Here is an 11589-nt window from a genome sequence, read left to right as displayed (position 1 = left end):
ATGTTCGACGTGCCTGTGTTCTATGGTGCCGCGTCGATGAGGGTCGTCCTCGGCCAGGGGCAACGGATGTGAATGGGGCGCGCGAGGGCGCAGGTGGCGCGCAAAGGTGGTGACAGCGGCTGGAGCCGCCGGTCACGGCAGGATCCGCGCCCCCTGGATGCATGGCGAAAATCCTCCCACTCCTCTTTCGAGAGTGATGCACGTCACACAGAATCGGTCCCGATTTCGCGTAATGCGACAGGTTCCTCGGAGTCCTAAGAGCATGGACTTCACCTTCACTCAGCCCGCCCACGCCCACCTGATCACCGCCGGGGACCGCACGGTTCCCGTGACCGCCACGCTCCGGTACACCACCGAGGATCCCCTCGCCGTGTTCATCGACTTCCCGCCCGGGGCGACCCTGGACGGGGAAGGCGCCACCTGGACCTTCGCACGCTCCCTGCTGGACGAGGGACTGGACGTGCCCGCCGGAAGCGGGGACGTGCGGATATGGCCGTGCGAACCGGGGCGCACGGTTCTGGAGTTGCACTCGCCGTACGGGGTCGCCCTGCTGCAGTTCGGTACGCCCGCGCTGCGCCGGTTCCTGCGGCGCAGCTACGCCGCGGTGGCGGCCGGGCGGGAGGACGTCGAGGCGGTCGTCGACCGCGGGCTGAGCGCCCTGTTCGGCGGCGTCTGACCGTACGCGGGTGGGATTGCGGGTGCGGCCGCTCGACGGGTGTTCACCTCCGCCGCACCGCGCCGGTGACGTCCACGACCGCCTCCGTCAGCGGCCGGCCTCCGGGTACAGCTCCGGGCGCGGGGCCGGCTCCACGGCCACCCGCCGGCCGCTGTGCAGGGCCTCGACCCCCGCCTCGGCGACCACGGAGGCCGCGTAGCCGTCCCATGCGCTCGGGCCGGTGACCCGGCCCCGCCGGGTGGCGTCCACCCAGGCCTGCACCTCGCGGTCGTAGGCGTCGGCGAACCGTACGAGGTAGTCCTGCGCCACGTCCTCACGGGCGCTGCCCCGCGTGGTGACGACCATGGAGTGCTCCTCGCCGATCCGCGCACTGCCCGACTCGCAGACCGCCTCGCAGCGCACCTCGTACCCGAAGCCGCAGTTGACGAAGACCTCCACGTCGACCAGGGCGCCGCCGTCGGTCTCGAAGAGCACGAACTGCGGATCGGCCAGCCCCTCGGGGGCACCCGAGGAGGATCCCGGCCGCAGCACGGTCACCGCGGTCGGCTCCTGGCCGAGAAGCCAGCGGGCCGCGTCGATCTCGTGCGACACGGAGCTGTCGATCAGCATGGCACTGGTGAAGCCCGGCGGGGACGAGACATTGCGGTGTGTGCAGTGCAGCATCAGCGGCCGGCCCAGGCGCCCGCTGTCCAGCAGGGCCTTCAGCCGCCGGTACTCGGCGTCGTAGCGCCGCATGAAGCCGATCTGCGCCAGCCGCCGCCCGAGCCGCGCCTCCGCCTCCACCACACGCAGCGCTCCCGCGGAGTCCGGCACCATGGGTTTCTCGCACAGCACGGGCAGGCCACGGGCGAACGCCGCGAGCAGCGCCTCCTCATGGGCGGGGCCGGGAGAGGCGATCAGTACGGCCTCCACTCCGGGTGCGTCGAGCGCGGCCGCCACGTCCGTGTGCGCGGAGGCCTCGTCCAGGCCGGTGACCGCCGCCTCGGCCCGTCCGCCGTCCGGGTCGGCCACGGCGGCGACCCTGGCCCCGCTGATCACACGATCGAGGCGTCGTATGTGGTCGGCGCCCATGTGCCCCGCACCCAGTACGGCCACGCCCAGCAGGTCACCCACGTGCGCTCTCCCTGTTCGCCGACGATCACGCCGTAGCGTAGACGCCGGTGCGGGTGGAGGGAGGGGCCCGGCGGGTCAGTAGCGCAGGACTCCCGCGATGCCGCTCGCGTCGCCCAGGGTGCCGTCCGGGACGAAGCGGACGTCGGCGCCGGTCTCCAGACACTGCTCGACGATCTCGTCCACGATGTCCTCGCGGGTCTCCGGCTCGCCGCTCACTGCCGGTACGAGGTGGTCGCCGGCCTCGTCGTGGACCGTCACCCGGTAGTTCTCCTCGACGGCCAGCAGACGCACACGGCCCTCCCGGGCGCTGTGCCAGACCTCGTCGACACCGGCCGCGAAGGTGCGGTGACCACGTGCCGAGTCCAGCTCCCGGGCCACGGCGGCGGTTTCCCGCCTCGCCTGTGCGTCGTGCGCCGGCTTCACCGCCTGCCACACCGCCTCGGCGCCGGCGTGCCCGAGGCCGCCGTGCCGCACGTGGACCGCGCCCCTGGCGCCGCCGACCTCGTCCAGCAGGGACAGCGCCGCCTGCTCGCCGGCGACGTACAGCGGGCGGGGCTGTTCGCGCAGGACCGCGGCCATCGCGGTGGCCGCCTCGCGCACGAAGTGGCGGGTGCCCTCGTCGCGGAAGGTGCTCGGCATGTCGCCGATCCGCTCCTGCCGCTCGGCGTCGAAGTTCTCGCGGCCACGGGTCAGCGGGAACCCGTCGGAGTGGTCCTCCACGACCCGGTCGCCGCCGCCGCTCCACAGCCTGACGCTGTCCGCGGCGACCGACAGTACCCAGAAGGGCCGCTCGGCGGCCCGGGCGGAGACGAGGTTGCGGGTCAGGAAGGTGTCCGAGAGCACCACCCGCTCGGGCACCTCACGGGCGAGCGACCACACCTGGTGCTCACCCGGCGCGGCGAAGATCACCAGGCCGTCCTCGGCGTGCGTCAGGTCGACCTCGGCGAGCGCGCGGTCGAGCTGCGTGACGACCTCGGTCCGCCGCTCACGGGTGACCTCCGGGTCCGTCTCCAGTTGCTTCTTGGCCTCGGCCATCACATTGCGCAGCCTGACCGGATCCTGGGCGTTGTAGGGCTCGCGCCGGTGCGTCGGCGTCAGCACGGAGACCGCCGGGTAGGGGCGTGGGCGGCGCAGTTCGGCGAGTGTCGCGGGACTGAGTGCGTGCTCCATGACGACACCATAGGACTGAATCGCATGTCGGGCATTCGGGATAATCGCCCCGATCAGGGCGTGAGGCGCGGTCGAGCGAGCGGCGGCACGCCCGGACCGGATCTCCTCGCCCGCAGCGGTGACGCCGGGCCCCGTGGCCCGTTACCGTACCGGTCGGTAACCCGACCGCACCCCAGGGAGACACCCATGCCGCAGCTCGAGGTCGACGGCGCAGCGCTGACGTACGACGACGAAGGCCCCCGCGACGGCGACGGCGTACCCCTGGTGTTCGTGCACGGCTGGACCGCCGACCGGCACCGCTGGGACCACCAGATCGCGCACTTCGCCGGGAAGCGGCGGGTCGTCCGGCTCGATCTGCGCGGGCACGGGCAGAGCACCGGAGCCGGGGTGCCCACGATCGAGGAACTGGCCGGTGACGTCCTCGCCCTCCTCGACCATCTGGAGATCGAGCGCTGCGTGCTGGTCGGGCACTCCATGGGCGGGATGATCTCCCAGACCATCGCCCTCTCCCACCCCGAACGGGTGGAGCGCCTGGTCCTGGTCGGTTCCATCAGCCGGATGGCCTTCAGCCGGGGCCGGGGCCTGCTGATGGCCGCCTCGACCCTCGTGCCGTTCAAGCTGTTCGTCGCCGCCAACATCCAGCGGGCCTTCGCCCCCGGGTATCCGCGCGAGCGGATCAAGGAGCACATCCGGGCCTCGGCGGCGACCCCGCGCGAAGTGGTCATGACGCTGTACGGCGCCATGCGGGCCTTCGACGTACTCGACCGGGTCGGCGAGATCCGCACACCCACCCTGCTGGTGCACGGCTACCACGACATCCAGCTCCCGGTGAAACAGATGCTGCGGATGGCGACCGCCTACCCGGACGCGGTGATCCGCATCATCGACGCGGGCCACGAACTGCCGGTGGAGAAGCCGGCCGAACTGACCGCCGCGCTGGACCGGTTCGTCGGTCCCGCTTCCGTGGCCTGAGGTCCCGACAGGCCGTCGCTCAGCCGACCCCCGGCTCGCGATCGGCTCCGCAGGAGCTGCCGCTGGCCGGCAGGTCGCCGTACAGCAGGAAGTCATCGACCTTGCGGTGCACGCACGTGGAGGAGGAGTAACCGGTGTGGCCCTCGCCCCTGTTGTCCAGCACGACGGCCGACGGGCCGAGCCGCGCGGCCGTCTCCACGGTCCAGCGGTACGGCGTCGCGGGATCGCCCCGGGTCCCGATCAGGAGCATCTTCGGCGTGTGGACGTCCTTGACCCGGTCGCGGACGAAGTCGGTGCCCCTGGGGCGTCCGTAACACATCACCAACTGGGTGAGCCGGTACCGGCCGAAGACCGGCGACGCCTGCTCGTACTCCTCGCGCAGCCGCCGCAGCTGCCCGGCGATCTGCCCGGCGGCGGGACGGTCGGGATCGTCCGCGCAGTTGACCGCCATCAGCGCGGCCGGGAGGTTGTCCGGGGGGACTTCGTCCTCGTCGACGAGCCCGCCGTCCCCGGTACGCACGGAGGAGGATGCCGTGCCGCCGGCGGCGAAGCTCTCGACCCCGCGCGTGTCTCCGTCCTCCACCAGCGAGGCGAGGGACCGCTCCAGCAGGGGCCACAGCTGTCTGCTGTACAGCGCCTGCCCGATCGCGCCTACGAGGTCCTGGCCGGAGAACCGGTCGCCGAATTCCGTGGGCACCGGGTCCTCGTCCAGCGAGCGCACCAGCTGGACGATCCGCTCCCCGGCCGCGCGACGGTCGTCTCCGAAGGGGCATGCGATGTCGGTCGCGCACCAGTCCAGGAAGTCGTCCAGCGCCGTCTGCTGTCCCGCGGCGCCCGCCAGGCCCTGCTCGGCCAGCGGTTCGGTGAGCGTGTCCACGCCGTCGAGCGCCAGCCGGCCCACCTTGCCGGGGAACTGCGCCGCGTACACCGCGCCCAGCCGGGTCCCGTAGGAGAATCCCAGGTAGTTGAGCTTCTCGTCGCCGAGTGCCTGCCGCATGACGTCGAGGTCCCGGGAGACGTTGACGGTGCCGATGTACGGCAGAACCGGGCCGGAGTGCGCGGTGCACTCGGCGGCGGCCTTGCGCACCTGCTCCAGGACGGCCTGCGGGTCGCCGAGGTCCGCGCCGTCCCCGGTGGCGGCGGCGACCCGGTCGGTTCCGTCGCCGCAGCTGACGGGGGAGGACCGGCCGACACCGCGCGGATCGAAGGTGACCACGTCGTAACCGTTGGTCAGGCCCATGAAGTCCTTGCCGTCGAGGGCGAGTTCGCGTATGCCCGCGCCGCCCGGCCCGCCGAAGTTGAGCAGCACGGAGCCACGCGAGCGACCGGTGGCCCGGTAGCGGGCCAGCGCCACGTCCAGGGTTCCCGCGCCGGGCCGGGCGTAGTCGAGCGGAACGGTGACCTTGCCGCACTGCAGGTCCTTGGGCATCCCCGGGCCCTTGCACGCCGACCACGTGATCTTCTGACGGTAGAAGCGGGACAGGTCGGGCTGGGGCCGGTCGGTTCCCGCGGCGGGCAGCCCCGCCCCCAGCAGGGCCAGCGCGACGGCTCCGACGCCGGTGCAGCGCCGGACGGCGGGCCGGGTGGACAGCTTCGCCAGCATCGATGCCTCCAGGGACCCCCGTTGCGGACCGGGACGGCGTCTCCCGCTCACCATAAGCGGGCCCCGGAAGGCACGCCTCCGGGCGGGCGTGACGGCCTGGAGTGCCGTATCCTGCCCACCTTGCGTGAGTATTTCGTCACTCTGTGTGTTGTCAGATAATGCGCCACTCGATGGAGTGAACGGCCGATAAGCCATAACTCGCACTGGTTCACCTGCGTTTAGCCCGGTGCGGGCGAGCGCCCGCGACCATGTCTGGAAGGCAGGCAACCTATGAGACGGGTTACCCGAAACGGTGTGATCGCCATCGCCGCCGTATCCGGCGCGATGGCCGTGACGATGCCGGTGTGCGCCGCCTTCGCGGCCGACGGCGCCTCCGCCGACGGTACGTCGGCCGACTCGCCGGGGCTGGTGTCCGGCAACACCGTCCAACTGCCGGTGCACGTGCCGGTCAACGTGTGCGGGAACACCGTGAACGTGGTGGGGCTGCTCAATCGCACCGTCGGCAACACCTGCGCCAACGCCGGTCACGCCGACGGATCCGGCGCCGCGGCGTCCGGCACGACGGCGTCCGGTGGCGCGGCGTCCGGCGGCGCTTCCGCGCGAGGCGGCGCGCACGACTCCGAGGGCGTACTGTCCGGCAACGAGGTCCAGATCCCCGTCGACCTCCCGGTGAACGTCAGCGGCAACAACGTGAGCGGGGTCGGCGTCGGCAACTCGTCGGAGGGCAACACGTCGGTGAACGACCCCGGCGACAGCTCCACGCAGTCGGCGGACCCCACCCCGCCGAGGAACGCGGCCCCGCCGGCCACGCAGGCCAAGGCCGACCCCGGCGCCACCGCGCCCCGCTCCGCGCCGTCGCAGGCACTGTCCAGCCTGGCCCACACGGGGACCGAGGAGATCGCGCCCGCCGCCGCGGCGAGCGCCGCGCTCGTGGTGGCCGGCGCGGTTCTCTACCGCCGCTTCCGCTCCGGGCCGGTGCGCTGAGACCGGTCACCTCTCCCACCGGGCGCCCCACCGGACTTCGACCGGTGGGGCACCGTCGTCCGCGGGCGGCAGGAGCTCCTCTGCCACCGCGGCGGCACGCCCGCGCGTGCGTCGAGTGCGGGCCGACGGCTCGATCCCGTCGTAGCGGATCCACGGGTGATCGGGAAGGATGCTGCGGGCATGATCGATCAGCGCGCCGCCCGGCACCACCCACGGCCCCGACCCTCCCGACGCCCATGGAATGGAGCGCACCGATGACTTCTCCGGCCTCCCAGGATCTCGTCATCACGCAGGCCACCCTCGAGGACTGGCCGGTGATCAGCGGATGGGCGGCGGACGAGGGCTGGAACCCCGGGCTGTCCGACGGCCCGGCGTTCTTCGCCCAGGACCCCGAGGGCTTCTTCCTCGGCCGGATCGACGGCGAGCCGGTGTCTGCCATCTCGGTCGTCAACCACGGCGCCGACTACGCTTTCCTGGGCTGCTACTTGGTCCGCCCGGACCTGCGTGGCCACGGCCACGGCATCACCACCTGGAAGACCGCGCTGGCGCACGCCGGGAACCGTACCGTCGGCCTGGACGGAGTGGTCGCCCAGCAGGACAACTACCGCAGGTCCGGCTTCGAACTCGCCCACCGCACCATACGGTTCGCCGGCCCCGCACCCGAGGGCGAAGTGCCCGCGGGCGTCCGTCCGGCCGGCCCCGCGGACCTGGCGGCCATCACCGCCTACGACAGCGCCTGCCACCCGGCCGACCGCCCGTGCTTCCTGGCCGAGTGGGTGACCGCCCCCCGGCACCGGACCCTCGTCCGCCGCGACGGCGACCGCATCACCGGCTACGGCGTGATCCGCCCGGCGCGTGACGGCCTGCGCATCGGCCCCCTGTTCGCGGACACCGCCGACGACGCCCGCGCCCTGTTCACCGCCCTCACCGTGGAAGCGGCCGGCGCCGGGGTCGCACTCGACGTGCCGGAGACGAACACGGCGGGCGTCGCCCTGGCCGAATCGGCGGGCCTGGCCCCGTCCTTCGAGACGGCTCGCATGTACACGGGCCCGGTACGGGAGTACGCCCGGGAGCGGGTGTTCGGGGTCACCACGCTCGAACTGGGATGACCCCTGGGGGCGCCACCTCGTAATCCTGTTGCGCCGGACCTGGACGGATGGTGCAGTGATGTGTATGGATCACGCCGGGGTGCTCGCCCTCTACGACCGGGACATGCGTGCGGGCGCGCGGCCGGACGCCCCTGGTGCACGCGTCGAGTGCACCGGTACCGTGACACGCCAGGTAGCCGACGACCCCGGCTGGAACGGCGTCCTCTGGTCCGATCTGGACGACACGAGCGCAGACGCGGCGATCGCCGACCAGATCGCGTTCTTCACCGGCCTGGGGCGCGGCTTCGAGTGGAAGCTCCACGGCCACGACGTCCCGGCGGACCTCGGCTCCCGGCTCACTGCGGCCGGGTTCGCGCGCGAGCCCGAGGAGACCCTGATGGTGGCCGAAACGGCGGCGCCGGCCCCCGACGCCGAACCACCGGCCGGCGTCCGCCTCGTGCCGGCCACCGACCGGGCGGGCGTCGACCTCGTGGTCACCGTGCACGAGAAGGTCTTCGGCACCGACGGCACCGGGCTGCGCCGGCGGCTTCTCGCAAGGCTCGACGCCGCTCCGGACACCGTCGTCGCGGTCGTCGCGCTGGTCGGCGACGAACCGGTCGGCGCGGCCCGCATGGAGCTGACCCCAGGCACGCCATTCGCCGGGTTGTGGGGCGGCGGCACGGTCGAGGCCTGGCGGGGACGGGGCGTCTACCGAGCCCTGGTCGCCCACCGCGCCCGCACCGCCGCCGCCCTCGGCTACCGCTACCTCCAGGTCGACGCCTCAGCCCTCAGCCGCCCCATCCTGAAGCGCCTGGGCTTCCATCCGCTGACCACGACGACCCCGTACGTCCACGGGGTCCGGAGTCGCTCTCTCCCGTCACGGCGGCGAGCCGCCGTCAGTGGCGCACCCTCGACCGGTCGAGCGCGGCGACGCCCAGTGCCGCCAGGCCGATCTGGATGAGCCACTCGATCCAGTCGACCCCCTTGGTGTCGGCCACACCGAACCCGGCGGCGATCGCCGAGCCCAGCAGGGCGGCCACGATGCCGACCAGGATCGTCCAGATGATGCCGATGTGCTGCCGTCCTGGGACGACCAGGCGGCCCAGCACTCCGATGATGATGCCGATGACGATGGCGCTGATGATGCCCGAGATCTCCATCTCCGCCCTCTTCCTCGAGGCCCCGCTGTGTCCAATCTGCCCGCTTTCTTTGGAAAGCAGTCCGCTCCGCTCGTTGCCTGTGAATCCAAGGACTTTCTGTTCACAGACCCGTCATGCCATGTACCTTTCAATCGATTGACGCGTGTAGAACGCTCGAGCCGGATCTACGCGCGCAGACTTGGCGCCGCACCGCCTCTACCCCACCCACACGGAGGTTCGCCGGATGCTTGGACCGAGGAGATCTCGCCGCAGAGTCACCACCGCACTGGCCGCGTTCGGGCTGCTCGTCACGGGGGCCGCCCTCCAGCTCAGCACCAGTGCCACCCCCGCCCACGCGGCCACCACGCACCGCATCCTGTTCGACAACGCCCACGCCGAGACGGCCGGCAACGCCGACTGGATCATCTCCACCAGCCAGCCCGACCCGCTCGGCCAGGACTCCTCCCCGTCCGCCGAGACGGACTGGACCGGCGCCCTCTCCTCCTGGGGCGTCGCCCTGCAGAAGACCGGCGGCTACAGCCTGAAGACGCTGCCCTCGGGATCCAGCCTCAGCTACGGCGGCTCGTCGACGACCGACCTGTCGAACTTCGACACCCTGGTCCTGCCGGAGCCGAACACCCTCTTCACCACCGCCGAGAAGACCCGTCAACCGGAAGCAGGTTCGTGAACAAGTCTTCCGTGATCTTGCCGTGCACCTTCAACGGCGGGATCACCGGCGGCTGGTAGACCTCCCTGCCCCCGCCCTGCGCCAGCAGGACAGGCATCAACAGCTCCCAGGCGCCGGAGTTGAACCAGGCGCCCTGTACCCGCTTCAGTGAGGCCCTGGAGACGCCGAAGACGCCATCCACCTCCTCCCAGGTGGCGCCGGTACGAAGCCGGTGGAGCATGGCTGAGAGGGCCTGGCGGACATCGAAGCGGCCCCGCAACAGCTGCGGGTCGACGTCCAGCAGAACGTCTTGCGCCTGTCGCCACGTCTCGTCATCCGGGTCATCGGGGACAAGCGTTTCCGACTCCAGATGCCAGGCCGTCACGGAGCACGGCCGGCCATTGCGCCGAGAGAACTTGTGCGTCTCCGGCGTCACCGTGATGTCGAACATGTCGAAGACTTCGGCCTGCTTGTCGAGATCCAAGGTGTGCATCTTGCCCTTGGCCTTCTCGATCAGCGCCACCATGTTCTGGGCTTTCGCCTGCGCCGAGTCGTAATCGGCAAGCCAGGCTTCCGTCTCGGTCAATGCCGACCGCAATGCGGCCAGTTCCCGGTTCAGTTCTTCCGTGGCCTGCTTGGTCGCCTTCTCGTCCAGCCCAAGGCTGGCGGAGGTGGCAATGGCACGAGCCAAGGCCCCCTGCTTGTCGTCTACTTGCTGCCGAAGGGATGCGGCCCGCTCGATGTAGGCCACTTGATTCCCGGGCAGGTTGGCCGCCCATTCCTCGGCCAGGAGACGGATGCGCTCAGGCTCCTCCAGGAAGGCGCTCAGCTTGCCCCAGACGGCCCTTTCCACGGTGTCCGCCTCAAGGTAGGAGTCCCCGCACGGTGTGGCCTCAGCGGCGCCCTGGCAGCGGTACATGCGCGTTCCGTCGGGGCGCCCGGCTCCCACGTAGACCTTTCCGCATGAACCGTCGATTCGTTTGCTCAGCGGGTACTTGTCGCTGACTCGCCTGTCCCGGCCGCGATCCTTGAGCGCGTCAGCCAGGGCCGTGGCCCTTGCCTCGTCGAGAATCCGCGGAACTTCGAGGGCGACGGTCGGCCCATACAGGGGCTGACCGTCCTCGTCCAGCTTCGTCTTTGTCCTGCCGTCGGTCTTGCGGAAGTACACCTTGCCTTCGAGTAGGTGACTGCTGCTCAGAAGACGGTCAATGCTGGCGCAGTCCCACGGCTTTCCGCTGCGGCGCCTGTCGCCGTACTCGTTGAGTTTCCGGCCAGTGTCCTCCTTGGAACAGCCCTCATCCAGGAAGTAGTGAACGGCCCGGTTGATGACATGGATTTCGTCCTCCATGAGGACAACCACGGCATTCTTCCCCTTGCCGTGCAGAGCAAGGCCGTACGGCGGCACACCGGAGGGCCACCCGCCCTCCGCCAACTTGCGATCTCGGCCGCCCATCGTGCGCTCCAGGATGAGATCGTGTTCCATTTCGGCCATAAAGGAGAGCAGAGACAGGAGCATGCCGAACATGCGGTCATCGCTGTCCAGGCGTCCGTCCGCGGTAAGCACACGGACTCCGAGATCCGTGGTGTCGTATACCCACCGGTGGATGTCCTTCATGGTCCGGCCGATTCGGTCCAGCTTGCCGAACACCACGACATCGAACATGCCCGCCTTGATCTGGCGATTCATCTCGTCCAGGTCCGGCCTACTGGCGAGCTTGCCGGACACGGCACCGTCCGTGAATACGGTGACGTCGTACCCGCCCTTACCGAAAAGCTGATCTAGCTTCGCCCGGCAGACCTCGTCCTGGACGTTCAGGCCGTAGCCCTCCACCTGCTGAGCGGTGGACACCCGCAGATAGATCGCGACCCTCAGACGTCCCTTACGCCTGGGCGTGGGCAGGGTACGGTTACGCATGTCAGTCCCTCCGTGACTGGCGAACGTGATCCCGGGAGCGTTTCTCAGGCCCTCCCGGGATCACTCATGTGGCGGCAGCTTATGCCGCCTTGTCCTCCCCAAAGAGGATTTCCAGCAGACGCGCCCGCTGAGCGGGCCTGGGGGAGGGGTCGACCTCCCACGTCAGGGTGATCTTCGGCTCCGGCTCCTTCTCCCGGAGCCACTTGCCGGCCTCCTCGGCCGGCAGTGCGGTCCCGTCCTGCATGGCGGGCCCTTCCTCCCG

The 11589-nt window shown here is 70.7% G+C and carries 11 protein-coding genes and 1 pseudogene; 6 read left to right on the top strand and 6 right to left on the bottom strand.

Going from position 1 to position 11589, the window contains the following annotated elements:
* Positions 1 to 262 precede the first annotated feature (262 nt).
* Positions 263 to 676: an SsgA family sporulation/cell division regulator gene (locus ACFYZQ_RS34070; protein WP_389156350.1), complete on the top strand. Its 414-nt coding sequence runs from the start codon at positions 263 to 265 to the stop codon at positions 674 to 676.
* Positions 677 to 763: 87 nt separating this feature from the next.
* Here the strand turns inward: ACFYZQ_RS34070 and ACFYZQ_RS34065 are convergent, their stop codons facing one another.
* Complete coding sequence (locus ACFYZQ_RS34065) at positions 764 to 1789, bottom strand: Gfo/Idh/MocA family protein (RefSeq protein WP_389156347.1); 1026 nt, start codon at positions 1787 to 1789, stop codon at positions 764 to 766.
* A gap of 75 nt (positions 1790 to 1864) precedes the next feature.
* On the bottom strand, positions 1865 to 2959 hold the full coding sequence (locus ACFYZQ_RS34060) for a chemotaxis protein (protein WP_389156345.1): 1095 nt from the start codon (positions 2957 to 2959) through the stop codon (positions 1865 to 1867).
* 186 nt (positions 2960 to 3145) lie between these two features.
* On the opposite strand from ACFYZQ_RS34060, the gene ACFYZQ_RS34055 reads away from it, so the two are divergent.
* The gene (locus tag ACFYZQ_RS34055) at positions 3146 to 3931 is read left to right on the top strand and encodes an alpha/beta hydrolase (RefSeq protein ID WP_389156342.1); all 786 of its coding nucleotides are present in this window, start codon (positions 3146 to 3148) and stop codon (positions 3929 to 3931) included.
* Positions 3932 to 3950: 19 nt separating this feature from the next.
* Here ACFYZQ_RS34055 and ACFYZQ_RS34050 read toward each other — a convergent pair whose 3' ends face one another.
* Positions 3951 to 5534 carry an alpha/beta hydrolase gene (locus tag ACFYZQ_RS34050; protein ID WP_389156339.1) on the bottom strand — a complete coding sequence of 528 codons (1584 nt, stop codon included), beginning with the start codon at positions 5532 to 5534 and terminating at the stop codon, positions 3951 to 3953.
* Between the two features lie 294 nt (positions 5535 to 5828).
* Between ACFYZQ_RS34050 and ACFYZQ_RS34045 the strand changes: the two genes are divergently transcribed.
* From ACFYZQ_RS34045 to ACFYZQ_RS34035, 3 genes are all read left to right on the top strand, one after another.
* Entirely contained in the window at positions 5829 to 6518 is a 690-nt protein-coding gene (locus ACFYZQ_RS34045) for a chaplin (protein WP_389156336.1), read from the top strand.
* Positions 6519 to 6772: 254 nt separating this feature from the next.
* Positions 6773 to 7627, top strand: coding sequence for a GNAT family N-acetyltransferase (locus ACFYZQ_RS34040; protein WP_389156333.1), 855 nt, complete (start codon positions 6773 to 6775; stop codon positions 7625 to 7627).
* Positions 7628 to 7691: 64 nt separating this feature from the next.
* Positions 7692 to 8567, top strand: coding sequence for a GNAT family N-acetyltransferase (locus ACFYZQ_RS34035; protein ID WP_389156330.1), 876 nt, complete (start codon positions 7692 to 7694; stop codon positions 8565 to 8567).
* Here the strand turns inward: ACFYZQ_RS34035 and ACFYZQ_RS34030 are convergent.
* A complete protein-coding gene (locus tag ACFYZQ_RS34030) occupies positions 8503 to 8766 on the bottom strand; it encodes a GlsB/YeaQ/YmgE family stress response membrane protein (RefSeq protein ID WP_389156327.1) in 264 nt (87 codons plus the stop codon). The genes ACFYZQ_RS34035 and ACFYZQ_RS34030 overlap by 65 nt on opposite strands.
* A 223-nt stretch (positions 8767 to 8989) precedes the next feature.
* Here ACFYZQ_RS34030 and ACFYZQ_RS34025 point away from each other — a divergent pair.
* A pseudogene (locus ACFYZQ_RS34025) lies at positions 8990 to 9409 on the top strand (hydrolase); the annotation flags it as partial.
* On the opposite strand, the gene ACFYZQ_RS34020 reads toward ACFYZQ_RS34025, so the two are convergent.
* Together ACFYZQ_RS34020 and ACFYZQ_RS34015 are read right to left on the bottom strand one after the other, a co-directional pair.
* Complete coding sequence (locus ACFYZQ_RS34020; RefSeq protein WP_389156324.1) at positions 9390 to 11327, bottom strand: recombinase family protein; 1938 nt, start codon at positions 11325 to 11327, stop codon at positions 9390 to 9392. The pseudogene ACFYZQ_RS34025 and the gene ACFYZQ_RS34020 sit on opposite strands and share 20 nt — an antisense overlap.
* 79 nt (positions 11328 to 11406) lie before the next feature.
* Positions 11407 to 11571: a hypothetical protein gene (locus ACFYZQ_RS34015; RefSeq protein WP_389156321.1), complete on the bottom strand. Its 165-nt coding sequence runs from the start codon at positions 11569 to 11571 to the stop codon at positions 11407 to 11409.
* Positions 11572 to 11589: the final 18 nt, after the last annotated feature.

The sequence above is a fragment of the Streptomyces sp. NPDC001843 genome, from assembly GCF_042891955.1.
In the GTDB taxonomy this organism is placed as follows: domain Bacteria; phylum Actinomycetota; class Actinomycetes; order Streptomycetales; family Streptomycetaceae; genus Streptomyces.
The sequence above is the reverse complement of the archived record's forward strand: the minus strand, read 5'-3'. Positions and strand labels throughout refer to the sequence as shown.

Bases quoted from the DNA above. Each gene is read 5' to 3' on its own strand.
- ACFYZQ_RS34070 (WP_389156350.1), top strand. From the start codon at position 263: ATGGACTTCACCTTCACTCAGCCCGCCCACGCCCACCTGATCACCGCC.
- ACFYZQ_RS34060 (WP_389156345.1), bottom strand. From the start codon at position 2,959: ATGGAGCACGCACTCAGTCCCGCGACACTCGCCGAACTGCGCCGCCCA.
- ACFYZQ_RS34055 (WP_389156342.1), top strand. From the start codon at position 3,146: ATGCCGCAGCTCGAGGTCGACGGCGCAGCGCTGACGTACGACGACGAA.
- ACFYZQ_RS34050 (WP_389156339.1), bottom strand. From the start codon at position 5,534: ATGCTGGCGAAGCTGTCCACCCGGCCCGCCGTCCGGCGCTGCACCGGC.
- ACFYZQ_RS34040 (WP_389156333.1), top strand. From the start codon at position 6,773: ATGACTTCTCCGGCCTCCCAGGATCTCGTCATCACGCAGGCCACCCTC.
- ACFYZQ_RS34035 (WP_389156330.1), top strand. From the start codon at position 7,692: ATGGATCACGCCGGGGTGCTCGCCCTCTACGACCGGGACATGCGTGCG.
- ACFYZQ_RS34030 (WP_389156327.1), bottom strand. From the start codon at position 8,766: ATGGAGATCTCGGGCATCATCAGCGCCATCGTCATCGGCATCATCATC.
- ACFYZQ_RS34020 (WP_389156324.1), bottom strand. From the start codon at position 11,327: ATGCGTAACCGTACCCTGCCCACGCCCAGGCGTAAGGGACGTCTGAGG.
- ACFYZQ_RS34015 (WP_389156321.1), bottom strand. From the start codon at position 11,571: ATGCAGGACGGGACCGCACTGCCGGCCGAGGAGGCCGGCAAGTGGCTC.